The organism is Methylophilus sp. TWE2 (assembly GCF_001183865.1).
In the GTDB taxonomy this organism is placed as follows: domain Bacteria; phylum Pseudomonadota; class Gammaproteobacteria; order Burkholderiales; family Methylophilaceae; genus Methylophilus.
Map to the genome: position 1 here is coordinate 2,220,784 of NZ_CP012020.1, position 26,099 is coordinate 2,246,882.

General features: G+C 49.2%; 27 protein-coding genes. 14 read left to right on the forward strand and 13 right to left on the reverse strand.

Going from position 1 to position 26,099, the window contains the following annotated elements:
* Positions 1-179: 179 nt before the first annotated feature.
* From modC to ACJ67_RS10470, 5 genes are all read right to left on the reverse strand, one after another.
* A complete protein-coding gene (gene modC / locus ACJ67_RS10450; protein ID WP_049639022.1) occupies positions 180-1,250 on the reverse strand; it encodes a molybdenum ABC transporter ATP-binding protein in 1,071 nt (356 codons plus the stop codon).
* Positions 1,243-1,929 (reverse strand): molybdate ABC transporter permease subunit, encoded by a 687-nt coding sequence (modB, locus tag ACJ67_RS10455; protein ID WP_049639023.1) that lies wholly within the window; start codon positions 1,927-1,929, stop codon positions 1,243-1,245. The genes modC and modB overlap by 8 nt, the downstream gene beginning before the upstream one ends.
* 20 nt (positions 1,930-1,949) lie before the next feature.
* Positions 1,950-2,705 (reverse strand): molybdate ABC transporter substrate-binding protein, encoded by a 756-nt coding sequence (gene modA / locus ACJ67_RS10460; protein ID WP_049639024.1) that lies wholly within the window; start codon positions 2,703-2,705, stop codon positions 1,950-1,952.
* A 190-nt stretch (positions 2,706-2,895) separates the two neighbouring features.
* Positions 2,896-4,083, reverse strand: a complete 1,188-nt coding sequence (locus ACJ67_RS10465) for an ammonium transporter (RefSeq protein WP_049639025.1) — start codon at positions 4,081-4,083, stop codon at positions 2,896-2,898.
* A gap of 201 nt (positions 4,084-4,284) precedes the next feature.
* Positions 4,285-4,959, reverse strand: a complete 675-nt coding sequence (locus tag ACJ67_RS10470; RefSeq protein ID WP_049639026.1) for a hypothetical protein — start codon at positions 4,957-4,959, stop codon at positions 4,285-4,287.
* 82 nt (positions 4,960-5,041) lie between these two features.
* Between ACJ67_RS10470 and ACJ67_RS10475 the strand changes: the two genes are divergently transcribed.
* Together ACJ67_RS10475 and gluQRS are read left to right on the forward strand one after the other, a co-directional pair.
* Positions 5,042-5,350: a DUF3301 domain-containing protein gene (locus ACJ67_RS10475; protein ID WP_049639027.1), complete on the forward strand. Its 309-nt coding sequence runs from the start codon at positions 5,042-5,044 to the stop codon at positions 5,348-5,350.
* A gap of 11 nt (positions 5,351-5,361) precedes the next feature.
* Positions 5,362-6,234, forward strand: coding sequence for a tRNA glutamyl-Q(34) synthetase GluQRS (gene gluQRS / locus ACJ67_RS10480; RefSeq protein ID WP_049639028.1), 873 nt, complete (start codon positions 5,362-5,364; stop codon positions 6,232-6,234).
* Here the strand turns inward: gluQRS and ACJ67_RS10485 are convergent, their stop codons facing one another.
* Complete coding sequence (locus ACJ67_RS10485) at positions 6,235-8,346, reverse strand: TonB-dependent receptor domain-containing protein (protein ID WP_049639029.1); 2,112 nt, start codon at positions 8,344-8,346, stop codon at positions 6,235-6,237. It lies immediately after the preceding gene.
* 132 nt (positions 8,347-8,478) lie between these two features.
* On the opposite strand from ACJ67_RS10485, the gene hslO reads away from it, so the two are divergent.
* Positions 8,479-9,339, forward strand: coding sequence for an Hsp33 family molecular chaperone HslO (gene hslO / locus ACJ67_RS10490; protein WP_197080601.1), 861 nt, complete (start codon positions 8,479-8,481; stop codon positions 9,337-9,339).
* Between the two features lie 8 nt (positions 9,340-9,347).
* On the opposite strand, the gene ACJ67_RS10495 is transcribed toward hslO, so the two are convergent.
* Entirely contained in the window at positions 9,348-10,139 is a 792-nt protein-coding gene (locus ACJ67_RS10495; protein ID WP_049639031.1) for an RNA methyltransferase, read from the reverse strand.
* A gap of 191 nt (positions 10,140-10,330) precedes the next feature.
* Between ACJ67_RS10495 and ACJ67_RS10500 the strand changes: the two genes are divergently transcribed.
* The 3 genes from ACJ67_RS10500 to ACJ67_RS10510 all read left to right on the forward strand — a co-directional run bounded on the left by ACJ67_RS10500 (position 10,331) and on the right by ACJ67_RS10510 (position 12,497).
* Positions 10,331-11,047: a pseudouridine synthase gene (locus tag ACJ67_RS10500; RefSeq protein ID WP_049639885.1), complete on the forward strand. Its 717-nt coding sequence runs from the start codon at positions 10,331-10,333 to the stop codon at positions 11,045-11,047.
* A 49-nt stretch (positions 11,048-11,096) separates the two neighbouring features.
* Complete coding sequence (sugE, locus tag ACJ67_RS10505; protein WP_049639032.1) at positions 11,097-11,420, forward strand: quaternary ammonium compound efflux SMR transporter SugE; 324 nt, start codon at positions 11,097-11,099, stop codon at positions 11,418-11,420.
* A gap of 114 nt (positions 11,421-11,534) precedes the next feature.
* Entirely contained in the window at positions 11,535-12,497 is a 963-nt protein-coding gene (locus ACJ67_RS10510) for a sensor domain-containing diguanylate cyclase (RefSeq protein ID WP_049639033.1), read from the forward strand.
* Positions 12,498-12,543: 46 nt separating this feature from the next.
* Here the strand turns inward: ACJ67_RS10510 and ACJ67_RS10515 are convergent, their stop codons facing one another.
* Positions 12,544-12,984, reverse strand: coding sequence for a hypothetical protein (locus tag ACJ67_RS10515; protein WP_049639034.1), 441 nt, complete (start codon positions 12,982-12,984; stop codon positions 12,544-12,546).
* 165 nt (positions 12,985-13,149) lie between these two features.
* Between ACJ67_RS10515 and ACJ67_RS10520 the strand changes: the two genes are divergently transcribed.
* Positions 13,150-13,677 (forward strand): lipocalin family protein, encoded by a 528-nt coding sequence (locus ACJ67_RS10520; RefSeq protein ID WP_049639886.1) that lies wholly within the window; start codon positions 13,150-13,152, stop codon positions 13,675-13,677.
* A 45-nt stretch (positions 13,678-13,722) separates the two neighbouring features.
* Here ACJ67_RS10520 and ACJ67_RS10525 read toward each other — a convergent pair whose 3' ends face one another.
* The 3 genes from ACJ67_RS10525 to ACJ67_RS10535 form a co-directional block, all read right to left on the reverse strand.
* Positions 13,723-14,136 carry a BON domain-containing protein gene (locus tag ACJ67_RS10525; protein ID WP_049639035.1) on the reverse strand — a complete coding sequence of 138 codons (414 nt, stop codon included), beginning with the start codon at positions 14,134-14,136 and terminating at the stop codon, positions 13,723-13,725.
* A 144-nt stretch (positions 14,137-14,280) separates the two neighbouring features.
* A complete protein-coding gene (locus tag ACJ67_RS10530; protein ID WP_049639036.1) occupies positions 14,281-14,796 on the reverse strand; it encodes a BON domain-containing protein in 516 nt (171 codons plus the stop codon).
* Positions 14,797-14,952: 156 nt separating this feature from the next.
* Positions 14,953-16,377 (reverse strand): CHASE3 domain-containing protein, encoded by a 1,425-nt coding sequence (locus ACJ67_RS10535; RefSeq protein ID WP_049639037.1) that lies wholly within the window; start codon positions 16,375-16,377, stop codon positions 14,953-14,955.
* A 299-nt stretch (positions 16,378-16,676) separates the two neighbouring features.
* On the opposite strand from ACJ67_RS10535, the gene ACJ67_RS10540 reads away from it, so the two are divergent.
* The 5 genes from ACJ67_RS10540 (at position 16,677) to ACJ67_RS10560 (ending at position 19,230) form a co-directional block, all read left to right on the forward strand.
* A complete protein-coding gene (locus tag ACJ67_RS10540; RefSeq protein WP_049639038.1) occupies positions 16,677-17,081 on the forward strand; it encodes a YqjD family protein in 405 nt (134 codons plus the stop codon).
* 12 nt (positions 17,082-17,093) lie between these two features.
* On the forward strand, positions 17,094-17,585 hold the full coding sequence (locus ACJ67_RS10545) for a phage holin family protein (protein ID WP_049639039.1): 492 nt from the start codon (positions 17,094-17,096) through the stop codon (positions 17,583-17,585).
* 23 nt (positions 17,586-17,608) lie between these two features.
* Positions 17,609-18,241: a response regulator transcription factor gene (locus ACJ67_RS10550; RefSeq protein WP_018986371.1), complete on the forward strand. Its 633-nt coding sequence runs from the start codon at positions 17,609-17,611 to the stop codon at positions 18,239-18,241.
* Positions 18,242-18,305: 64 nt separating this feature from the next.
* Positions 18,306-18,686, forward strand: coding sequence for a response regulator (locus ACJ67_RS10555; protein WP_049639040.1), 381 nt, complete (start codon positions 18,306-18,308; stop codon positions 18,684-18,686).
* 64 nt (positions 18,687-18,750) lie between these two features.
* Positions 18,751-19,230, forward strand: coding sequence for a hypothetical protein (locus tag ACJ67_RS10560; protein ID WP_197080602.1), 480 nt, complete (start codon positions 18,751-18,753; stop codon positions 19,228-19,230).
* 7 nt (positions 19,231-19,237) lie between these two features.
* Here the strand turns inward: ACJ67_RS10560 and ACJ67_RS10565 are convergent, their stop codons facing one another.
* A complete protein-coding gene (locus tag ACJ67_RS10565) occupies positions 19,238-20,089 on the reverse strand; it encodes a TraB/GumN family protein (protein ID WP_049639042.1) in 852 nt (283 codons plus the stop codon).
* Between the two features lie 167 nt (positions 20,090-20,256).
* On the opposite strand from ACJ67_RS10565, the gene ACJ67_RS10570 reads away from it, so the two are divergent.
* Both ACJ67_RS10570 and ACJ67_RS10575 read left to right on the forward strand, forming a co-directional pair.
* Positions 20,257-22,737: a patatin-like phospholipase family protein gene (locus ACJ67_RS10570; protein ID WP_231587150.1), complete on the forward strand. Its 2,481-nt coding sequence runs from the start codon at positions 20,257-20,259 to the stop codon at positions 22,735-22,737.
* Between the two features lie 13 nt (positions 22,738-22,750).
* Positions 22,751-23,794 carry a DUF2235 domain-containing protein gene (locus ACJ67_RS10575; RefSeq protein ID WP_082164005.1) on the forward strand — a complete coding sequence of 348 codons (1,044 nt, stop codon included), beginning with the start codon at positions 22,751-22,753 and terminating at the stop codon, positions 23,792-23,794.
* Here the strand turns inward: ACJ67_RS10575 and ACJ67_RS10580 are convergent.
* A complete protein-coding gene (locus tag ACJ67_RS10580; RefSeq protein ID WP_049639045.1) occupies positions 23,791-25,974 on the reverse strand; it encodes a YgiQ family radical SAM protein in 2,184 nt (727 codons plus the stop codon). The genes ACJ67_RS10575 and ACJ67_RS10580 overlap by 4 nt on opposite strands.
* Between the last annotated feature and the right edge of the window lie 125 nt (positions 25,975-26,099).

Sequence of the window (26,099 nt, forward strand, 5' to 3'; positions counted from 1 at the left end):
CTTGCCCGCATGATTCGCAAATTTTCTGAGGTCGAAGAAAAATACTCATCCTGTTCTCTTTTATAGTTAGTGGATGGTTGAATGACACAGAGTTTTAATGTGCGTTCATTTTGTTTAACCGGTTTGCTTTTTTGATTGGATGTTTAATTTCATTTCATCTGGGGAAAGTAATGACGGATTTACTCCATCAGCGCCACTGATTTCACCTGTAGCCAGACAAGCTGGCCGACAGTCATGCCCAATATCTCAGCGGAGCGTTTGGTAAGCCTGGCAATCAGTGCTGACGCGCCGACTTTGACACGCACCAGCATGACTCCGGGATGGCTGTCTGCCGCCATGGCATCCACCACGCCCTGCAACTGGTTCTGGATGCTGCTACCGGTTTGTGGCTGGGTCGCCACACTGACATCGCGGGCCAATATATGCACCCGCACCTTTCGACCTAGCGGCAAATCATGTTGCCGCGTCCACACACTGCCACCGTCAAACGCCAGCCGCATCAGGTGCCATTGCTGGTCGTGCTCAATGACCTGTGCTTGTAGTACTACACCAAAATCTTCTCCCAGGCGGATCGGTGTATCCAGTTGCGCCAGCGTCTCAAGTAGTGGCCCTTGTGCCAGCACTTTGCCCGCTTGCAGCATGACAATATGATCGGCGAGTCTCGCCACTTCATCAGGGGCATGGCTGACATATAGCAGTGGAATATCCAGATGGTCATGCAGGCGCTCCAGATAGGGCAGAATTTCCTGTTTGCGCGCGTAATCAAGTGCTGCAAGCGGCTCGTCCATCAATAGCAGACGCGGACGCACCGCCAGCGCCCTTGCCATGGCTACCCGTTGTCGCTCCCCGCCGGACAAATGTGCCGGGTTTCTGCCCAACAACTGAGTCAATTCCAGCAAGGTAATGGCCGCCTCCAGATCTGCTGGCCGTGCCTGTGCATTGCGTTTAAGACCAAAACGCAGGTTGTCCATGACCGTCAGATGCGGAAACAGACTGGCTTCCTGAAACACATAACCAATAGGACGGCGATGTGTAGGCAGGTAATACTGGCCATCCTGCCATAACTCACCCTGAAAGCGCAGATAACCCTGACGGGGACGCTCCAGCCCGGCTATGCAGCGCAACAGCGTGGTTTTGCCTGAACCAGAAGCGCCAAACAAAGCTGTAATGCCGCGCCCTGGCAGTGTCAGGTCGACATGCAATGTAAAGCCCGGCCATGCCAGATTAAAACGTGCCTGTATCTCATCCATGACTGTGCCCCCTGTTCGCTTGCGCACGCCACACATACAGCGCCAGCAACACCACAAACGAAAACAGCAGCATGACAGCGGCTAGAGTATGTGCCTCACTGTATTCCAGCGCTTCCACATGGTCATAAATCTGCACCGAGGCAACGCGGGTTTGACCCGGCACATTGCCCCCTATCATCAGTACCACCCCAAATTCACCGACGGTGTGGGCAAATGTGAGCATGGCTGCCGTCAGAAATCCCGGCCAGGCCATCGGCAGCACCACGCTAAAAAACGTATCCAGTGGCGAAGCACGCAAGGTCGCCGCCACCTCCAGAGGCCGTTCGCCGACAGATTCAAATGCGGTTAGCAAAGGTTGCACCATAAATGGCAACGAATAAATCACCGACGCTAGCACCAGTCCCCAGAAAGTAAAGGGTAAACTGCCAAGACCGGCGGCCTGTGTCAGCTTGCCCAACGGGCCTTGCGGCCCCATGGCCAGCAACAGGTAAAACCCCAGCACAGAGGGTGGCAATACCAAAGGTAAGGCAACCACTGCGGCCACGGGGGCTTTCCACCAGGTGCGGCTGCGTGCCAGCCACCATGCGACGGGGGTACCAATGATGAGCAATAGCAGGGTGACCACGCTGGCCAGCTTGATGGTCAGCCAAATGGCCTGTATATCCTCGGTGCTTAACATGACGTTTCCTGTATGGTGCCTCAGGGCAATTTATAACCGTTTTTGGCAAAGATGGCACGCGCCTTTTCCGACTGCACGAACTCATAAAACTTGCGGGCACTATCGGCATGGGCGTCTATGCCATGCTTTAAAATCACTATCCCTTGTGCAATCGGCTCATAACTCTCTTCCGGCACGGCTACCCATTTACCCTTGCCTGCTGTTTCCGGCGCAATAACGATGGACTTGGCACTGAAGCCGACATCGACGGCTTTGCTCTCCACAAACTGGCTGACCTGGGTAATGCTCTCACCATAGACCAGTTTGGGCTCGAGTGCGGCTTTCACCTTGTAATATTCCATGGATTTGACAGACTGCTTGCCAAAAGGCGCCAGCTTTGGATTGGCGATGGCCACGTTACCCACTGTCTTATTCGCCAGTCCGGCCACCCCTTTACTTAAATCGGCACCGGTTTGTGACCACAATACCAGCACGCCATAGGCGTATGGTTTGGGCGCAGTCACAGCATAGCCTTCTTTATACAAGCCCTCGGGAAACTCCATATCAGCAGACATGAATACATCAAAGGGCGCGCCCTGACGTACCTGTGTGGCAATTTTGCCAGAGGCGTTGACTATGCTTTGAACCTCAATGCCAGTCTCCTTTTTAAACTCGGCAGCCAGGTCATCAAACACGTATTTGAGATTGGCGGCAATGGCTACAGTAAAAAGCTCGGCTGCATTGACTGATGTAAAAACCAGAGTACAGGCCAACAACAGATATTTGAGTATTTGCATACAATTTCCTTGTCTCGTAAACATGAGTCTAGCCCGGAGCATATAAGCGTTTGCATATATTCAGGCAGATATTAACAAGACATTAAACATTTATTGGAGCACAATAAAAAAACCTGCCTAACCAGGGCAGGTTTTTGATTGGTTGTATCTTCGACAGAGTTAATAATTTACAGTTAACCCCCCTAAGTTACTAGTCTGCAGAAACGGATGGGATTTTGTGTATGCTAAGGTCGGCGCCGTCAAACTCGGATTCTTTATCTAGACGGATACCTACAAGCATCTTTAATATACCGTAAACGATTGCGCCACCGACGAGGGCTATCAGCACACCAGCAAGTGTGCCTAGCAACTGGCTCACAAAACTCACGCCGCCCATGCCACCCAGGCTGGCAGAACCAAAAATTCCAGCAGCAATACCGCCCCAGGCACCACATAAACCATGTAATGGCCATACACCGAGCACATCGTCAATTTTCAAACGGTTCTGTGTTATCGTAAACGCCCATACAAACAAAGCGCCTGCAACGGCACCCGTGGCCAATGCGCCTAAGGGATGCATGATGTCCGAACCTGCACACACCGCAACCAGGCCCGCCAAAGGACCGTTATGCACAAAACCGGGGTCATTTTTGCCCAGCACCAGCGCGGCCAGCGTTCCCCCAACCAGGGCCATCAGGGAATTGACGGCGACCAGGCCGGAAATGTTCTGGATAGATTGTGCAGACATCACGTTAAAGCCAAACCAGCCCACGGTCAGAATCCAGGCGCCCAAAGCCAGGAAAGGGATGTTAGAAGGTGGATAGGCATGCAACTTACCCTCTTTATAGCGCCCATTTCGCGCGCCCAGGAGAATAACGGCTGCCAGAGCAATCCAACCGCCCATGGCATGCACGACAATAGAGCCGGCAAAATCGTGGAAATTGGCACCAAAGCTGTTTTTTAACCATTCCTGGAAGCCGAAGTGGCCATTCCAGGCAATGCCTTCGAAGAATGGATAGACGAAGCCGACAATCAGAAAAGTAGCCGCCATTTGTGGGTTGAATTTGGCACGCTCAGCAATCCCGCCAGATACAATGGCTGGAATTGCCGCTGCAAAGGTCAGCAGGAAAAAGAATTTGACGAGGTCATAACCACTTTTGGCAGCCAGTACATCAGCACCGCTGAAAAAGTTGATGCCATAGGCAATGCTGTAACCAATAAAAAAATAGGCAATGGTAGAGACACAAAAATCCACCATAATTTTCACCAGGGCATTGACCTGGTTTTTTTGACGTACGGTACCGACTTCCAAAAAGGCAAACCCGGCATGCATCGCCAGCACCATAATGGCTCCCAGCAATACAAACAAGACGTCATTTGCTGACACTAATGCTTCCATTTCGCTCTCCGAACTATATTTATATTCAAAACTGGCGCTTTTAACGCCTTATTTAAAAGTGCTCTATCCTGAGCGCGGAATCTTAAGCAAATATCAGACCATCTTTAAATGGTTGATTTAAAAGGGAGTACGTTTTGGGAGCGGGCTTATTTGCACCAAAATTGACACATCAAAAGTGCATTGCACTTTTTAAGTGCATTTTTATATGATTTCAGGCGGTTGCAACTGCTTGAGCATTTCAACCGCCTCAGGATGGGCGGCCCAGAAATAATAAAACTCACGTACTGCGTTTAAAAACAGGTGACGGGTATTTTTGAGATTGAATAGCGGTAAAGTGGCATCCGCTGTAATTCGGTAGGCATTTTTCTCTGACAGGGGTGCCTCACGTAATCGCAACAACATCAGCTTGGCCATGCGGGTACGGATTTCTATCTCCATGTCCTGCTTGTTGTCCATGGATTTCAGGGCTTTGACATACCCATTGAGCGCCCACAACTCCGAGGTCTCAAACTTTTCAGACTGTAACGCTGGCCACACCGATTGCAGATCAATCACGGCCGGCTGCCAGCCGATAGGATGCAACTCGAAACCTACCGTGTCAGCATATTGCATCACGGCTTTGACATCTCCGCGCCAAAACGGGTAAAACTCACGGATAATCGTCAGTAGCTCTGGCCACATTTGTGCCGGTTTACCTTCCAGACAATGATCGACCGCCTGACGGTAGGCAGTACTGGTACACTCCTGGTTTTCCAGCAAAGGGCCTAACTCTGCCAGCAACGCATCACGCTGCGCCATAATAGCGGCATCCGCGCCCTTGCTATGCAATAAATTATAATAAGCTTGAATAGCCTCTGCTTCGCGGGTTGAGCTCATACTTGATTAAGGAATATTGTTTTGATTTTGACTGAATACCATCATACACCGAAACACAACATGGTCTTAACGGAGAACAGCAATGGCTGAATGGGCTTTATTAGCCATATTGATGGCTGGCGCCTGGTTTTGGATGGACTCTGTCGCTAAACGCGAAATTGCACTCAAGATTGGTCGCCAGCTGGCAGACCGTTGCCATTTGCAATTTCTGGATGAAACCGTGGCCTGCTCACGGGTAGGCTTTGCTAGGGATGGCAATGGCCGCATGCAATTGCAGCGTACTTATACTTTTGATGTTTCCAGCCAGGGGGTAGAGCGCATGGCCTGCCATTTGCAACTGCGCGGCGGCCAACTGGTCGCCTGGCATATTCCACCTTACGCAACCCAGTAAACCTGAAGTCTATGGTGATTGGTCGTTTCGCCCCCTCCCCCACCGGCCCCTTGCATTTTGGATCCCTGGTGGCCGCTGTCGCCAGTTATTGCGATGCCAAAAGTCAAGGTGGGAAATGGCTGTTGCGGATTGAGGATGTAGATATCACCCGCCGGGTCGAAGGCGCAAGTGACGACATTATCCGCACCCTACAGCGCTACGGATTTGAATGGGATGGAGCAATCGTTTACCAGAGCCAGCGCAGCGAGTATTACGAGCATGCGCTCACCCGGTTAAGACATTTGGGGCTTGCCTACCCTTGCACATGCTCGCGTAAGGAGATTGCCGACTCCTCGACGCAAAAGGGGATTGAAGGCGTCATTTACCCTGGTACTTGCCTACATCATCCCATTAAACCAAATACATCTATCGCCTGGCGTTTGAAAACACCCGCTAAGAAAATCAGCTTTGAAGACAGGATTGTCGGCTGGCAAGAACATAACATTGGCCAGGACATAGGCGACTTTGTGATCAAACGTGCAGATGGCCTGTTTAACTATCAGCTTGCAGTGGTAGTGGATGATGCCATGCAAGGCATCACCCATGTGGTCCGTGGCGCCGACCTGCTCCAATCGACAACGAGACAGATATACCTGCAACAATGCTTGGGTTACGCCCCGCTGGCGTATGCACATATCCCGCTGGTATTGAACAACCAAGGTCAAAAACTCAGCAAACAAACTATGGCCGCCAGTGTTGCTAATAGCTCACCAGCTGAAACCATATACCAGGCACTTTGCTTTTTACAGCAGTCTCCGCCTGACACCATCAAAAACGCCACACTGAATAGAGTGTGGCGTTGGGCGATCTCCAACTGGAATGCCAATCGTTTGGCAGGGGCTTAGTTAAAAATCATAACGCGCACCGACTTGAATCAAGCCTGGCATGCCAGTCAAAATTCCGCGGGTACGGTCAACAATATACTCTTTATCAAAAATGTTCTTGCCCACCAGGAAGATGGTTGTTTTGTACTCTGGCATCTTGTAGTTGATGGCAGCGTTGTAGATGGTATAGCTTGAAATTTCGCCATTTTGTCCGGTTGCGTTAACCGCTTCTGTTTCGGCAAAATCCGCATATTGCTTGCCAACATGGACCGCCTCAATCATTGCGTCCCATGAACCAACTCTATACCCGAATGCGGCTGTGATCGTGTTTTCTGGAGCATATGGCTGACGATTTCCTGACGCGCTGCCGCCCACAATCACGTTGTTGTCTACACGACGGAAGGGTGAAGTTTGTTCAGCAATTGGCGTCCAAGTGTAAGCTAGTCGGGTATACATGCCATTATCGAATTGATAGCTACCCAACACTTCTAAACCACCAAATTTTGCTTTACCTTCAGATAAAGCTGGCAAGTTAGCCGCTACAGAACCAACAGCAATCAAGTTATCAAAGTCGTTGTAAAATGCGGTGGATTCAATACTAAGTGCTTTTGTGGGGCGAGCTCTAAAGCCAAGTTCATAATTTGTAGAACGCTCTACGCCCACTTCTGTAGAACCGTTTCCGACAATTAAATCTTCTACACGGGGTGGTGCAAAACCTCTATGCACGCCACCATAAAGCGTGTACTGATCATTGACGGTATACGCCGCAGAAATACCGGGCACCCACTCAGTGAGGGACTCACTGCCACGTTGACCATTTAAGTTGTTCTTACGGCTGTTATCGATATACTCGTAGCGTAATACTGGCGTGATATTGAACTGACCAATATCAAAACGGTTACTTACAAAACCTGAATAAGCATCCGTTTTACGTATATTATCTTCTACACGAACACCTGAGCGAGCTGTGGTCGTGTTACCGTTGTCTTGGCGGCGATCCTGGTCTTCAAAATGCGCGCGAAAACCTAACTCTAGTTGCCCCATTCCATGGTCAACTGTTAATCGTGGTTCTACTCCGTAGGTTTCATAAGTTCTTTGTCGGCCTTGATTGGCTTGACAAATACTTGGATCAACACGCACACCCGCCAAACGCTGGTCACGTAACAAAGTACAGTTACTTGCTCCGCCTAAATTATCGTTAGAGTTACTGGAAGAACGCCACCAGTCACGGTCAAAGTAGCTGTAGTAGTAATTAGTGCGCAATAAAGCACTATCTGAAATCTGCCAGTCATGGGTTAAAGAAAGCCCATAGCGTTTGGTATCGAAACTGTCATTTTTATAAGGATAGTATTCGCCACCAAAGTTATTAAACTCAGCACTTGTTAAGCCAGAATATCCAACTTGCGAGTTCTCGGAGAAGTAATTGGCACGGAATGTGACCGCATGAAAGTCGTTAATAGCTTTAGTAATTTTAAAGTTTAAGTCGTCAATATTGAGATTGGTATTATCGCGGTTACCTTCGCCAGATTTATGTGTGTAATCAAGCAACATGCCGTTTCCGCCGATGTTAAACCGAGCATTTTTATAATCACGGTTACCGAACATCACACTTGCCCAGCCACCAAACTCTTCTCGTGCATCTGGGGTAATGTGGTTGATAACCCCTCCAATCGTTTGCGGACCAAACTTGACCTGATTAGCCCCTTTTTGCACTTCAATACGGGAAAATCGATCAATCGATGGATAGTAGTAACTTGCGTTATCGCCATAAGGCGCATAGGCCAATGGAATACCATCTTCAAGCAACATGACTTTGGTTGAGCGGGTTGGATTAAGGCCTCTAATACTGACATTAGGGCGAATACCAAAGCCCTCTTCGTCACGCACGACCACGCCTGGAACTTTACGCAAGGCTTCATTAGTGGTCATTACGTGAGCACTTTCCAGCTCTTTTTGTTCCACAATAGTGGATGTGCTGGACTGTTTGAACTGTTGATCTTTTGTGCCGATAACATCAACGCGGGGAACTTCCAAAAGAAGTTGTTTTTTGGCTTGGCTAATATCCTCTGATAGTGCAATGGTCGAAAATGCAGACAATAGGGCTAGATTGATCCATGAAAGGGTCATTTTCATTTGTTACGTATCCTCTTCTACTACCTTGTTAATATTTATTGATTAAGTTTATTATCTCGATAATGATAACTGTTATCATTTAAAAGCTCAAGTTCTTAGTTGAGAGTAGTGAGAAATGTTAAAATGAGCCTCATGACAAATGACCAACTACACCCTTTTATTTTTGAAGAATCCGCTGTACGCGGTAACCATGTCCAGCTCGACCAAAGCCTGTTTACTGCACTAGAACACCAGACCTTGCCGCCTGCCCTTAAAAAGGTGATTGGCGAATTCACGGCTGCCAGTGTGCTGCTGACCGCTACCCTCAAAATGCAGGGCAAACTGATTTTGCAATTACAAAGCCAGGGCACTTTGCAATTATTGGTAGTGGAATGCACCTCTGACCTGAATATTCGCGCCACGGCTAAAGTCGCTGGTGAGTTGCAGGGAGATAGCCTGACTGACTGGCTAAGACAAGGCCAACTGGTCATTACCCTGATGCCTGAGCAGGGCGAACCATACCAGGGAATCGTCCCACTTGAGGGCGACAATATTGCGACAATGCTCGAGAATTACATGTTGCGCTCGCAACAGATTGACACCCGCCTATGGCTGACTGCTGAAGGCGACCGTGCCGCCGGCCTGCTGTTACAGAAACTGCCTCAACAACAAGAACATGATCTGGATTGCTGGAATCGTGTCCAGCACTTGGCTGGGACTGTGACGGATGAAGAATTACTCAACTTAGACGCTATCACCCTGTTACAACGACTGTTTGCCGAAGAGGACGTGCGTTTATTTAGTGGCCGTGAGGTAGAGGCTTTTTGCAGCTGTTCTCAAGCCAATGTCACCAATATGTTGCAGATGCTCGGGCTGGCTGAGGTGCGTAGCATCATTGAAGAGCAAGGCAGCGTGGAAATCCAGTGTGACTTTTGCCACAAACATTATGTCGTCGATGAAGATGAGGCCTTAGCCTTGTTTGATGAGGATGATGACCACGAGGTCACGCATTAAAGGGTAAGCTATTGCGATAAGCGTTGGCGCTTGCATTCAAACAGTGCCACCGCAGTTGCTGCTGCGGCATTCAGTGACTCTATCGCCAGCGTGCCTTGATGCGCCATGGGGATGGTGACACAGGTATTGACGGCTGACTGCAAGGCAGCAGAAATTCCCGCGCCCTCATTGCCCACCGCAAACAATACGGGATCACGCAGGGATTGTTGATAAAGATCTTCACCATGTATAGTCAGTGCCAAGGTCTGTCCTGCAAAGCTGTTCACTATTTCCAGTGCGTCCACCGCCTCAATCACAGGCAACACAAATTGCGCGCCCTGCCCGCCGCGTAACGCCTTGGGTGACCAGGCGTCAGTGCATCCTTTTGTCAGGTAAGCGACTTGCACGCCCGCTGCTGCGGCCGTTCTCAGCATACTGCCCAGATTGCCCGGATCCTGGATATCCTCAATCAGTAAAGCAAAATCGACGCTTGCGGGCACTTGAGCTTCCGGGATATCAACCAGTGCCATGACGCCACTACTAGACGCAACTGGTGCCAGTTCTGCGAACATCAAGGTCGGTAGCAGCATGGTATCCACATCCGCCAGTTGCTGGATAAGCCCCGTCGCCTCCACGCTACTTTGCCCTTCAGGAATAATCAACAAGCGTGGCTCGCCATACACCTGCAGGTAGGCCTCTATCAAATGCACCCCTTCCAGTAAGGTGGACGCTGTTTTTTTGCGCTCACGTGACTGGTCAACCAGTTTGCGGAGTTGCTTGAAAATCGGGTTATCGCGGGAAGTGATGTGTTTAAAGGCCATGGCGGGATTATACGTGAATTGCCTGGATGGCTCTGCCTGGAATTATCTACTGACATATCAACTATATGCGTCTGCGGCCTTCAGACGATTCCAGCAGGTAATGCGTGAAACGCATGCTCACAATTTTTTATCGCGCCTTGCCTGGCATAGTAATTTGGATTTATAGAAGCGCCCTCACGTATAATTCACATATGGCAAAAACACTAGATCTGGAACGTATCCTGCACAGGCAGGGTTTTGGCACACGCAAAATGTGCCGCATTTTGATTATCAACGAAGAAGTGACCGTGAATGGCGAAACTTGCGATGATCCTGACGCCAAGTTTGTCCTGGATAACAATTTGCATTTCACCGTTCAAGGCGAATCCTGGGAGTATCGTGAACACAGCTACCTCATGATGCACAAACCTGCGCATTACGAATGCACGCACAAAACCCAGTTTCACCCCACCATCTATACACTCCTGCCTGCGCCACTGGTTGAACGCGGCATTCAATGCATAGGCCGCCTCGATGAAGACACAACAGGCCTGATTTTGCTTTCAGATGATGGGCAATTTATTCATAAAGTCAGCTCTCCCAAGCATCATGTGCCTAAAGTATACGAAGTCACATGTAAACATCCGCTGAGTGACACTGACCAGCAACATTTGTTATCCGGTGTCAAACTGATAGATGAAGAAGAGACCATTGCAGCGCTGGCCGTGACCCGCCTGAGCGACACAGTCATTCACATGACACTGGCTGAAGGCAAGTACCATCAGGTCAAACGTATGATTGCTGCGATCGGTAACCGCGTAGAAGGTTTGAAGCGTATCCAAATTGGGAAACTGGCATTGCCGGAGACGCTAGCGGCGGGAGAATGGCGCTGGTTATCTGCGGATGAGTTAAGCGCTGTGCAGTCTTAGATCATCACTTGCACAAGCTATTTTCAATCAATCATCAAAAAGGAATGTGATGACCTGGCTGGTATTAATGATTGCTGGTTTATTTGAAACGGCGTGGGCAATTGGCCTGAAATATACGGATGGCTTTACCAAGTTCTGGCCGTCATTCTGGACTATCGTCGCCATGGTCATCAGCGTCTGGTTACTGGGTCTATGTGTGAAGCATTTGCCCGTGGGGACTGCTTATGCAGTTTGGGTGGGAATAGGCGCAGTAGGCACTGTCATCGGTGGAATTTGGCTATTTAACGAGCCGGTATCGCCGCTACGGGTGATCAGCCTGATTTGCATTATTGCGGGCATCATTGGCCTCAAACTCGCTTCTTTGCAACCATAAAAGAGTCCGCTAAGATTGAAAGAGTTAGGCACAAAAGTCGTTTTATTCTGTCTATAGTGAATACAGAAAATTCCGGTATGATCAACATTCACCTCCTGGGAGTAGCTGGCTATTTTGCAAACACCTGAGATACCTCACAATGAAGCAGAGCGCTTGAATGTATTGCGTGCGCTGGCCATTCTCGACACACGGTCAGAAGAGCGTTTCGATCGTTTAACCAGGATTGCCAGTAGAATGTTTCATGTGCCGATTGCGCTCGTCACGCTTGTGGACAGCCATCGCCAATGGTTCAAATCTTGCGTCGGACTAGACATTAAGGAGACTTCAAGAGATATTTCTTTTTGTGGTCACGCTATCCTCGGCAATGACGCATTTGTGATTGCAGATGCCTCGAAAGATCCCAGATTTTCTGACAATCCGCTAGTGACTGGCGCACCTCACATCCGGTTTTATGCAGGCAGGCCCATCCGCACCACACTTGGCTTTAAAATTGGCACCTTGTGCCTGATTGATACGGAACCGCGCGAATTTACGGATAAAGATATCGAAGACCTTCATGATCTTGCACTCATGGTGGAGCATGAACTTGCTGCGATTGAACTGGCAACGATAGACGATCTTACTGAGGTGAATAATCGGCGTGGATTGATTATGTTGGCAGAAAAATACCTCAATTATTTTACCCGTCACCATGTGTATGCCTCGCTTGTTTTTCTGGATCTGAATGGGTTCAAGTTTATCAATGACTCACATGGCCACGATGAAGGTGATCGCGCCTTACAGACTTTTGGCAGAGCATTGAAAAAAGTGGGCCGTACCTCGGATATATGTGCCCGGCTGGGTGGGGATGAATTTGTAGTGCTATTGGCTAATGCCCGCCACCATGAAGCCCATATCTATATTGAGCGACTGGTTGCCTACCTCGACACCATCAGGCAACAACAGCGCCAACCGTACAGGATTTCATTTGCCCACGGCATCGTTGAGTTTGATCCCCAGCTGCCTAAATCTGTGGAACAACTGCTGATTGAAGGGGATGCCTTGATGTACCAACTCAAAAAGCTAACCCAGCGCTAGTCAAAAGACAAGAGTCCGGGAATGCATATTGCCACGGGCTCAACAATTAGCTCCCCAACAATCTTTGCGCTTTGGCAGTTGCGGTGTTGGCAGAAGCTTTTTTTACCTGCGTGATATGGCGGCCTTTTCCAACCGAGGCCTGCTGCGCAACACAAGCGCCGCCAGCACTTCCCAAGCCAGCTCCCAGGATGGCTAATAACCTGCCACCACCTAAGCCACGACCAAGAATTGCTCCACCAGCGCCACCGACCGCACCACCTAACATGGTTGAAGGCTGCGTCTTGCCATCATTCGCGACCACGCTACCGACTGCACCACCCACTGCCCCGCCCAAAACTTCACCGGCAGGCCCAAGCATGACTGCGCCAATCGCCGAACCGGCAACCCCGCCCACGCCACTGGCAGCCACGTTTTTATTGTTGCAACTTTGCGCCTGTGCCAATAGGCTAAAGCAGCCTAAGCTAAAACCGAGAATCCACACTTTCATATACACTTTTCACAACCTTTCACCAGATTTTTTCATGATGGAATTTGTGTTATTTTAAACGGTCGTAACCACTTGTTTAACACTAAGTCACTCAGCATGCTCAAAACTTTTTCCTACCTATTTTATATTGCATCCGTGATCACCTTGAGCGCTTGCTCAGAAGCAATGTCGCCAGAAGCTGAAAAGGCCATAGTCCCCAGTTTTGACCCCACCCAATATGTGGGCACCTGGTACGAAATCGCACGGCTGGATAATCGTTTTGAAAAAGGGCTGGAACAAGTGACTGCGCAGTACAGCATCGAAGCAGATGGAACATTGAAGGTGGTTAACCGCGGGTTTAATGCAAAAAAGAATGACTGGAGCGAAGCCGTGGGCAAAGCAAAATTTGTCGATCCCCCAAACGCCGATGGCACACGCACTGGCCGACTTAAAGTCTCGTTTTTTGGGCCCTTTTATGGCGAGTACAATATCCTGGAACTCGACAAGCCATATTATAACTATGCGTTGGTCAGCAGTGGACGTGATTACTTATGGATATTGTCACGCACGCCTCAACTCACCTACCCAATCAAACAGCACCTCATGGCGAAAGCCAAGGCATTGGGATTTGCCACTGATCAATTACTATTCATCAGACAAGCCAACCAGGTTGAGTACGAATCCGGTCGACATGTGGTGCCCGAGCATCACTAACTCTTGCCTGGTCAATCCCCGGGAGAGCGGTGTCTCCCGGTGAGCTCATTGCGCATTTATCTGCTGTTGGCTAGTCTCATTACCAGCGGCAGGGGCATCCATCACAGGATCAAGGCCACCTGGAACGGGGGCAGGCACTACTTCACCAGTCTCATAGCGTAAAGAACCCAGAACAGCATATACACCCTCTGACTGCTGTGCAATCTGGGTAATGCTTTCAACCTGTTGTTTTGAGTCCACTTCACCTCTTAATCGCACCACACCTTGCGCATCAGCATCGACTTGAATGGCAGACACATCTACGCCATGGCTTTGGAGGTTGCTTTTCACATTATCCACCACGGTGTCACTGGGCAGAAAATCATACATGGGTTCGCCTTTAGCCATGGCATGAGCGCCTGACACCAGCAAAATACCACTGAATACACTACTTACCAGATAACGATTCATCTTGTTCATGATGTTTCCTTTCTGTTACTTAAGGTGGCGAGTTGTTCGAGTCGCACAGAGGATGAATCAGCCAACACTTGTGAACAACCCGCCGGAAAAAAAAGAGCAAGCTACGTACTTGGGAGAGAAAATGTAGCTTGCAAGGGGGTGTAATTAACCTTTAACTACGATTGCATTTTTGACTGACTTTACGCCTTCGACCGTCGCAACAAGCTCTTCTGCTTTTGCTTTAAGGGTGGAGTCATTCACAAACCCGCTCAGCAACACTTCACCTTTATGTGTTTCAACACTGATTTTCAGTGACTTCAATGATTCTTCTTCTAACAGACGCGCTTTTACCTTAGTGGTAATCCAGCTGTCAGACATGGCGCCCTTGATGGCTTTCTGACCAGTTTGCGTTTTGAGTTCTGCGTATTCTTCGTAACTCAAGGTACCATCTTTGTCATGGTCGTAGGATTTAAAATCTTGCTGCTTGAGCCCTTTGTCTTTTTGCGCTTCAGCCCAGGTCAGAGTGTTATTCGCGTTTTTGTCCAGCGTAGTGAACTCTTCTAAATAAGGCTTATCACCCTTTTGCACTTCCTCAAGATCGAACGCAAAAGCGTTTAATGTAATGGTTGTCGCCAACAGGCCGCCAAAGATTGTTGCTTGTTTGTATTTTGACATTAACATGTGCGTCTCCTTTTTCACACTTAGCCACAAAACAATTCAATTGAATTTGTTGTTTAGTGTGTTGCCATGTTAACAAGACAAACAAATGCAGTCAGTCGTCCGATCACTGAATCCAGTGTCAGAATATGACTACATGAGGTGAAATACGTGAAGTGACTAGGAAGGATCAGCCAGAAGATATGGCAGTAACACGCGCGTGCTGGTTCCCTGGCCGGGAGCACTGGTGACTTCATAGTGACCACCAATCGACTCTACCCGATTACGCATACCGCTGATGCCAGTATTGGCGGTGGTTAAGCTGTTCATATCAAAACCTATGCCGTTATCGGCAATTTCCAGCTTGATATATTGGTCATCATGCATCAGGTGCACGGAAACCTGTGTCGCTTTGGCATACTTGCTGCAATTATTAAGGCTTTCTTGGACCAGCCGATAAATAATCAGGCTCAGTGTCTCGTTAATCAACATTTCCTGCTCTGGCATGATGACATCCAGTTGCCATTGATTGCGCCCCCCGGCTTCATTGAGCAGGTTCTGTAATGACGCAATCAGGCCAAAGCTCTTGATCATGGAGGGATGCAGGTTCTGTACAATTTCACGCTTGAAATTAATACTGCGGTCGAGGTACTGATTAGTTTTTTTCAGTTTTTCCGTGACCTGCGGCATATCCTCTTTTAAGTGCTTGATCGCCCAGGAGATATCCATCTTGATCGCTGTCAGCAAGGAACCCAGCTCATCATGTAATTCCCTGGACAGCTGATAGCGCTCACGCTCTACATTGGTTTGCGCCTGCAATGCCTGGCGCTGCAACGTCGTCGTCATGCGCTGGATATTACGCTCATATTCGGCATTCTCGTCTGTCAGCCGCACATACAGGTTTGCTTTTTCTGCCAGTTCCCGCAGCAGACGCCTGATCACCAAAACCACCAGTGAAACAAAAATCAGCGGACAGGCCATCACAAACCATCGCATCATGCGACGCATCGTATTACGCCTATCCTCCAGCTCTACCCTGTAAGCCAGCACCTGCTGTTCGAAGCGGCGTGACAAGACCTCAATATTATGGCTCTCCTTGATACCTGAATCCAGCCTGACCACTGCCAACGCCTTATCGAACTGGCGCTTCTTGGCAAAATCTATGGTCACGCTCATTTCTGCAGATTTTTTTGAAATACTGCTCATGAGTTCGCTCATGGTCGACTGGATTTCGGCATGTTTCACCAAGTTGGTATGGTTGAGCAGAGTATTGATATTTTGTAATTGCTGGCTGATTTGCCCGGTTGCATCGTCATAGGGTTCAAAGTAATTGTCAGAACGCGTCAACAGATATCCTCTCTGCGAGCTTTCTGCAATTGCCAGATTGGACTGCACCTTCCAGGTTTCCAGGAGCAATTCGTCCAGCATGGACAACACATCGGTTTTTTCTCGCGTAGAAACAATGAAACGATCATTGACCACCAGCATGGCTGCAGCCAACAGTAAACTCACCGTGAGCAAAGCCACCGTGTTCCCGCCGAAGGTGTCACTGATTTTTTCCAGGCGGTCAAGCAAGGTAATAAGAGTGGTTCTGACTTTGTGCATGCAGTTCAAATGAAAAGATTGAAAATCCAGACAATCCGGCGTAACGTTTTTAAATATATGGTAAACAATATCTGAAACGCATCATAACGATGTTATTACTGATCGGCAACGTAAAACATGAAATAAAGCATTCTTGACAAGGATTGTCAGATGATTCTGACTTCGATATCGGTGCTTGGCCGATAGGGATTCAACATGTGATTACGTAAGATGGATACATGTTGAAAGCACTTTTGATTCTAGGTGATTCTGAGTGACTGTGTTTTCTTTTGTAATCAAGATAAAAAAGGAGTTCCACTATGTTTAACTTTTCAAAAGACAATGTTGAGAATACAACTGATCGTCTGGCAAAAAAATCGGATGAAGCAATAGAAGAAATTGCCGCGCAGGTGAAGTCCACCGCCAACGACTTGCTGGACGCTGTCAATGACACTGCAGACACTACCCAGGACAAAGCAAAAGAACTCATTCATAGCCTGAAAGCCAATATTGACCGTCTGACCAGTGAAGAAAATGCGGCAGCGCTTGCCTCCAAGGCCAGCCGCGTCAAAGATCAGGTTCAGCGTGAAGTGAGCGAAACTTATCAATCGCTTAAAGGTAAAACGGTAGATACCGTACAAGAGCATCCTATGGGCACCGTTCTGGTAGCCGCGGGCGTTGGTTTACTGATAGGATATTTGTTAGGTTCCAAACGTCGTGAATAAGCTAGGAAAGCTATGTGGGTAAACCTCTTGAAATTTGCTGCTCTTTTATTTCTTAATCGCAAGGTGACGGCACTAAAAGATAATTTTTTCAATCTGCGCCATCATGTTGCCGACTACACAGAGGACCGTGCACAGCAATTGAAACAGGATTTTGTAGAGGAAACAGAACGGCTAGCCACCAGCATCGTAGGGTTGCTGGTGGTGTTTAGCATGTTTATTTTTACCGGCCTGCTGGGATTGATGTGGCTATTCTCATTATTGTGGGAACATCCGCACCGCTCCCTGATCCTGGGGCTTGCAATGCTGGTGCCTATCATTATAGGCGTAGTCATTTTTCTGGCTGTCCGTGCTACCTGGCAGAAAAAACCTTTGTTTGCTGACTCGCTGAACATGATTAGTCATGACTGGCGCTTATTCAGGAATGAAATGGCTCCGGAGCAGCAACCTCAACCAGACCAAGCTGAGCCTGGGTCGAGCGCTGATGTGGCAAAATCTGCAACCTGATAAATAAAATCAAAGAGAACATAATGAAAAGAATTCTTTTGGTAGATGATCACAGCATAGTCCGTGACGGCCTACGTAACCTGATAGAACTTGAGTCTGACTTGCAAGTGACCGGAGAGGCCAGCTCAGGGGCAGAGGCCATCCAGTTGGTACGCAAAAATGAATATGATGCCATGGTGCTGGATATTTCCATGCCGGATAAAAACGGGGTAGATACGCTACACGAATTAAAGCATGTTGCGCCAGAGTTACCTGTATTAGTCCTTAGCGGGTATGCTGAAGACCAATACGCACTCAATTTAATGCGCAATGGCTGTAAAGGGTATTTGTCCAAAAACGCCGATTCTGATGAGATTATCCAGGCCATTCGCACGGTCTCTGCAGGCAAGCGCTATATTTCAACCGAGCTGGCTGAACTGATGACTAACGAGCTTAGCCATCCTTCAGAAAAGCAACTGCATGAGACGCTCTCAGACCGCGAATTCCAGGTATTCGTCAAACTGGCTGCCGGGCAGACGCCCACCGCCATCGCTGACGAATTGTTTATCAGTATCAAAACCGTGAGCACTTACCGTAGCCGTATTTTGGAGAAAATGGCCATGAAATCGAATGCCGACTTGACTTACTACGCCATCAAATACGGTTTGCTTAATTAAAAAATGAAATTCGTCAGGCAGCAATATTTTTACCATCACGTGAGTAAACATTGGTTGAATCGTCATGTATAGACTATTGTTAGTTGAAGATTCTGCGCTCATCCGCGATGTGATCGTGGAGATGTTGCATGACTGTAATCAACTGGATATCAAAGATATTGCCACCACCAGTGACGAAGCCATTGATTTGCTGAACAAACGCCAATACGACATGATCGTGCTGGATATTGAGCTGGCCAAAGGGACAGGTTTTGACGTGGTGCGCCACACCCGGCAGCAGGATTATCCTTTCAAGGCCCCTGATATTGTCATGCTAACTAACCATGGCAACAGTTATTACCGCAACCTGGCGCACAACATGGGTGTAGAATATTTCTTTGATAAATCACTGCAATTTGATGAATGCATTGACGTGATTCAACAACATGCCAGCGAATTGAATTGAATTGCATTTATTTCCCTTTTAAAACAACGGTGCGGGTGTAATATTTAAACCACGTTGCCACATTATGTCTATTGCTACTTGGGAATTACTGAGTTATGTCGTCACCGTGATCGGCTTGCCGCTCGCGATCCTCACCTTTGTCTTAGAGCAACGCAAAGAGCGCGAGAACGAAGACGAAGAGGTCTATCAGTTATTGGCTGACAACTATACCGACTTTCTAAAACTGGTCATGGCTAATCCCGACTTACAATTGCGCTCTCACCGCGGCGCCTTACCCATGACGGCTGAGCAGGAAGAACGCAAGCTGGTGCTGTTTGAAATCCTTATTTCTCTTTTTGAGCGGGCTTACCTTCTGGCTTATGATCCTGATATGCGTGGCAAACGTCTGCGGCGCTGGATGTCTTGGGAAGATTACATGCGGGAATGGTGCCTGCGTGAAGACTTCCGCCAACACCTGCCTCGGCTATTGGTTGGCGAAGATGCAGATTTTGTCGCGCACATCACACGCATTGCGCAGGAGATGTCGCAACAAAAGCCAGCCTGAACACTGGCTACTTTTTAAGTGGCGTCAGTTTAAACCCAGCCTGCCGGAAGGTATTGATCAATCCGTCTTTTCCAGCCAGATGGGCGGCACCCACCGCAATAAATACCCTGCCCTGTTTCGCTTGCTCCAGGCTGCGTTCTGCCATCAACACATTACGCTCATCCAGCAGTTTTACGCGCATCCGCTGCCACAAAGCGGCAGGCAATACCCCCTGGGTCATGGCATCATCCATGTTTGCCACCTGCTCGGCATCACCCGCCAGGTAAGCCTTCATAAGCCGCTCAAAATCATTTTCCTTTTGTTTCTGGCTACGTTTGAGCACGGTACGCAACATCTGCAATTGCTCCTCTGTGGTCAGGTTATCCATGACGCCAAAATGTTCCTGTGGACTCTCTAGCCCCAACACTCGTTTATCCAGCTCTTCCGCCTTGGCTTTCAGCAACAGGTCTTGCGCAAAAGGGGTTTGTGGTTTGGGCAAGTCAAACAATACCGCGAGCAACCATGGTTTCATCCTGAGCACCATTTCCATCGGCATCACATGCATATCAGCCAGCCTTGCCACCTGCTCCAGCTCGGTCTCAGACAAATACTGCTTTAAATTGCCCTGCGGCAACTGCAATAAGCTTGCTGGCGGCGCATCCGCCACCTCCAGCATAAAGGTATCTACATTCTTTAATGCCTGTATGACGGATGGGGGAAAGTTAGTCACCCGGTTGTCGTCGGTATGCATGGTGCCAAACAGGTAACTGACCTGGCCGCTGGGAGACTCTAACTGCCAGAACAACCCTTTCTCAGCGGCATCAACATGCTGAGAGAGCAGTAAAAAAACTGTCGTTAATAACAACCATACCCAGCGCATCGCATTCCCCACTTTTCATTACTCCTGGTCAACATGACCCTGCTTTACATCCTCTCATAAATCATGCGGGCTTGCCATGATTACCCCTGGCGACACTAGTTGTCACATAAATGAGACAGCGCTACCATGTGTTAAATAATATCAACGATAAATTCTGGGAGAAAGCCATGCACGCAAACGACCAGCCAGATGAGACTGATCCGCATAAAACACATTCTTTTGATACGGTCCTTGATGCCGAAATCCGCGGCATGTCACATTTACGCGAAGAGATACATCGCAACAATTTGATAGGGTTAGCATTTTCCGGTGGAGGCATACGCAGCGCGACACTGAACCTGGGCATCCTGCAGGGCATGGCTAAAAAAGGGTTGTTAAGCAAGTTTGATTATCTTTCAACCGTCTCGGGCGGTGGCTACATCGGCGCCTGGTTTTCCAGCCTGGTCAAGCACAGCAATCATGTCAATACGGTTCAAACCGAACTGGTGTTGTCCACGCAACCTGAAGGCTCGCTTCCACGCCAACCGACAGCGACTGAACGCGCAATTCTGTGGTTACGCAGTTATAGCAATTACCTGACCCCCAAAACCGGTTTGTTCACGGGTGACACGTTGTCTGCCTTGGCACAATGGATGGCGAATACCTTACTCAACCAGGTGCTATTACTGTGTGTTCTGGTCTGCCTGATGATGTCGGTGATTTTCCTGAGTCATTCAGACATTCATCCAACATTACAGCCAGGTTTCAGCGTTGATCTCGGTCTGCTCTTGAGTTTATTTGAGAATGCATGGCAAACGACACTGGGCAAAACTGGTGTGGCTTTGGCATTAATCAGCCTGGCCACCTCCTTCTATTTTAGCCGCCTGACGTGCCTGACGCCTGCGCACGCCAGATATCCACTGATTGCGTTTTTATGTGGCGTTGCAGGATTCACCTTGCTGTTATGGGCGTTTCCCAGTGAAGGCTGGCAGCAGCTATTGGTGATTTATCCTACCGACCACCAGGATAGCCATATCAGCCCGAACTACTGGATAGGATTGGGCGTGCCTGTGATTTCACTGGTGATTTCTGCAGGGTTGGTCGCCTTGATGGGATTAAGTGGTCGTTTGATTGATGTGAGTACGCGTGAATGGTGGCATCGTATCGGCGGCGTTAACCTGGCATTTTGTGTCATTTGGCTGGCCCTCTTTGCTTGTGCCCTTTACATTCCCTACTTGTTTTACCAAACCCTGGCAGACATCCCTGCCACGGAAAAAAGCCTGACAGGATTAGGATCCTGGTTGCTCGCTCTTTTTACCTCCAGATTAGGCAAAAGCCGCAATACCGGGACCGAGCCGCCGAATAGCGTGAAAGGCAAGTTCACGCATGTCTTGCCTTATATTGTGGTGGCGTTGATTCTGCTGATGTCCGGATACCTGAGTTTTAGCCTTTACCTTTCCCCGCACCGTGTTTGGTGGTTTGCTGGGGCATTGCTGATGGTGGCATTGGGTAGTTGGCGCATCGATATTAATGTGTTTTCACTGCACAATTTTTACCGTAATCGCCTCACCCGCTGCTATCTGGGTGCCGCTAACAATGCCAGAAAGCCTAATACTTTTACGGGTTTTGATGACCAGGATGATCTGCCCATGGCTGCGTTGCGCGGACAACGTCCGACCCATATAGTGAACACCGCAGTGAATATCAGTGATGGCTCTCAGTTGGCCTGGCAACAACGCCAGGCCGCGTCGTTTATGTTCAGCCCTTATTATTGCGGTTTTAAATTGCCGGATAAGGAAGTCTGGTACGACACTTATCATTACACGGGAGAAGGCGGCCCGGAACTGGGAAGCCTGGTGTCGACCAGCGGTGCCGCAGCCAGCCCCAATATGGGGTACCACACCAACCCAGTCATGGGCTTTATCATGACCATATTTAACGCCAGATTGGGCCGCTGGTTTGGTAACCCCCTGCATGAAAACTACCTTAACCGCCTGTTGATCCACTGGCGCTGCAAGTATCGCCTGCGCAATCCGCCAGAACGCAAATCACCCTTCTGGAACCTGTTTTACCTGATCAAGGAACTGATCACCAACACCGGCTCGACCTCAGGTTACCTGTATTTATCAGACGGCGGCCACTTTGAGAACCTGGGCATTTATGAACTGGTACGCCGCCGTTGCAAATTGATCGTTGCGATTGATGCCGGTGCGGATGCTGGGTATGAATTCGAGGACCTGGGCAATGCGATCCGCAAATGCAAAGTCGATTTCGGCATCACCATCAAGCTGGATATCAGCGCCTTGCTTCCCGTCAACGATTGCAAATATGGGGTGTTTAAATGTGGGAGCCGTCACTTTGCGATTGGCACCATAGATTATCTTGGGGATGGTGATCCTGAACATATGGGCTACCTGGTCTATATCAAAAGCTCACTCACCGGGGATGAACCCAGCGACCTCATCAACTTCAAATTGCAGGAACCCAGCTTCCCGCACCACAGCACCGTTGACCAGTTTTTCAGCGAGTCCCAGTTTGAGAGCTATCGCCGCTTGGGTGAACATATCGCGCAAAATCTTAAATTGCCCATGGGCACAGCCGATCAAGCCATTCTGTCACAGATTCAGCACCTGATGCCTGGCCTGATTACCCTACAACCGGCCCATTAGCCTGGAGGCAGCAATGAGGAAAAAAGAAAGACTGATTGTGCTGTTTGATGGCACCTGGAACGACCCCGAAGACCTGACCAATGTCTATCAGCTCTCCACGTTAATCGAAGAATATGACGGTGAGATTCACCAACGGTTTTTTTACGAACCTGGGGTAGGCACGGCCACCGGCGACAAACTGCGTGGTGGCTTATTTGGCTACGGATTAAGCGAGAACCTTCTCAAGGGTTATGACTGGCTAGTGAAACATTACCAAGAGGGTGATGACATCTGGGTATTCGGCTTCAGTCGCGGTGCCTATACCGCCAGGAGCATGGTCGGCCTGATCAGGAAATGCGGGCTACTCAAAACCAGCACGCCAGACTTATTGCAACGTGCAGAAAAGTTGTATCGCGACAAATCTGCCCATCCTGATAGTCCGCAGTGTCAGCTATTCAGGCAAACCTACAGCAAAGAGGTCCGTATCCATTTTTTAGGGGTTTGGGACACCGTGGGTGCATTGGGGATTCCTGGCACCATGATTTCGGAATACGGCTTTTACGCCTGGCATGATACAGAGCTTTCCAAAATTGTCTCTTATGCCTATCACGCCATGGCGATTGATGAGCACCGTGAAGCTTACAAAGTGGCTATGTGGACCAACGAAGGTGGCAGCAAAAAAAACGAGAATATTGCCGTGGAACAACGCTGGTTCATTGGCGCGCATGCCAATGTCGGTGGCGGTTACGGCAAAGACCCGCTGGCAGGGATTGCCTTAGCCTGGATGCTGAAAAAAGCACGCGATGCCCAGTTAAAGCTTAAGCCGTTCATGACGGCACCAGATGCCTACTTAACCAACCCCACCGACTCATTTAAAGCTTTCGCTTATGGGTTATATGGCTGGTTTAAAGGCATATTCAAAAAAGGAGATGGCCGCTTTTACCGGCCATATGCAGTCACACAAGGCCCGTTGCGTGCGGTGAATGTCACCATTGATGACAGCATTACTGCCAAATGGCGGGCGCAAGCCGAGTATCGGCCACCCACTCTGGTGGATGCCCACAGAGATCCCAGTTAGTGCTTGTTGCGGCTGCCCGTGTGTTTTTTCGGGCTGGCAAAGCTTTTGGTCTGGTTAAAACCTTTAGGCATAGGCTTGGCCTGGAAGCGGCTACCATCAGACTGCACAATTTTAGGCAAGACCGCGGGCTGGTAAGCTGGCACCAGGTGTTTTTTACCATTACCGATCAAGTCTGCACGGCCCATTTTTTTCAGCGCTTCGCGCAACATGGGCCAGTTTTGCGGGTCATGGTAACGGATAAAGGCTTTATGCAGTTTACGGATGGTTCCTGTTTTGGGGATGGGAACAGGCTCAGAATCAGCCGTCACTTTGCGCAAGGGATTCTTGCCACTGTGATACATGGCCGTCGCCATCGCCATCGGGGTTGGCGTAAATGTTTGCACCTGGTCCAGGCGGAAATCGTTACGCTTCAACCATAAGGCCAGGTTGACCATATCCTCATCTGTCGTCCCGGGATGCGCCGCAATAAAATACGGGATCAGGTATTGCTTTTTACCGGCTTCGGCACTGAATTTTTCAAACATGCGCTTGAACTCATCATAAGCACCCATGCCGGGTTTCATCATTTTACTTAACACATTCTCTTCAGAATGCTCTGGTGCAATTTTTAAGTAGCCACCGACATGGTGCTGTACCAGTTCCTTCACATACTCGGGTGACTTCACGGCAAGGTCATAGCGCAAGCCCGAACCGATCAGGATTTTTTTCACGCCACGCAGGTTGCGTGCCTTGCGATACAACTGTATCAATGCCGAATGGTCAGTATTGAGGTTTTCACAGACACCAGGATAGACGCAAGACAATTTGCGGCAATTTTTCTCAATTTCTTCAGACTTGCAGGATAAACGGTACATATTGGCCGTCGGGCCGCCCAGGTCAGAAATCACGCCGGTAAAGCCATCGACCTTGTCACGGATTTCTTCAATCTCGCGCAAAATAGAATCTTCAGAACGGCTCTGGATAATACGTCCCTCGTGCTCGGTAATCGAACAGAATGTACAACCGCCAAAACAGCCGCGCATGATATTGACCGAAAAGCGGATCATTTGCCAGGCAGGAATATTGGCACCTTGATAGGCCGGATGCGGCATACGCGCATACGGCAAGTCGTAGACGTAATCCATCTCCTTGGTAGTCAGCGGGATGGGGGGCGGATTGAGCCAGACTTCACGGTTGCCATGCCTTTGCACCAGTGCGCGTGCATTACCGGGGTTGGCTTCCAGATGCAGCACGCGTGAGGCATGCGCATACATCACCGGGTCATTCACCACCTCTTCATAGGAAGGCATGCGGATGACCTGGCGGTCACGTGGTATCTTGGCCGCTTTGAGCGGTAGCGGCAAGCTGATCGTGGGTGCAGTCTCACCAGCTTTCTCATCGGTTGCACAGCTGGCATCGCCCTTACCCATTTTCATGGCATAAGGATCTTCGTGCTTCTCTACGACGCCAGGCCTGTCCAGGCGTGTAGAAGGGACTTCCACAAAATCATCCGGCACTTGTTTGCGTATAAACGCCGTACCACGGATATCCTGAATCTCGTGAATGGCTTCACCGCGCGCAATCCGGTGCGAAAGCTCGACGATGGCACGCTCGGCATTGCCGTATACCAACAAGTCTGCTTTGGAATCAATCAGAATAGAGCGGCGAACTTTGTCCGACCAGTAATCATAATGGGCAATCCGACGCAGGCTGGCCTCAATACTACCAATCACTAGTGGCACATCGGAATAAGCTTCCTTGCAGCGTTGCGAGTACACCAATACGGCACGGTCCGGACGTTTATTCGCCTCGGCATTGGGCGTATACGCATCGTCGGAACGGATTTTACGGTCCGCCGTGTAGCGGTTGACCATACTATCCATATTGCCTGCCGTCACCCCGAAGTACAGATTGGGTTTACCCAGCACCTTAAATGGTTCGGCCGATTGCCAGTCCGGCTGCGCAATAATACCGACGCGAAAGCCCTGTGCTTCAAGCAAACGCCCGATCAGGGCCACACCAAAGCTGGGATGATCAATATACGCATCGCCACTCACCAGAATAATGTCGCAACTATCCCAGCCCAACGCATCCATTTCTGCTCGGCTCATGGGCAGCACGGGCGCGGTCCCGAAACGCTTGGCCCAATAAGGGCGATAGCTGTTAACAGGTTTGGCAGTAAGGGAGGTGTAGATTTCCACGCGAGGTGACCAGCAATGCTTGAGAGTTGCGCATTTTACGCGTTAATTGATTGATTTGAAATCGTTTTTTAATAGAATTTATCGTCCGACAGCGACCATATGGACAAAAGCATGTTTAGAACGCT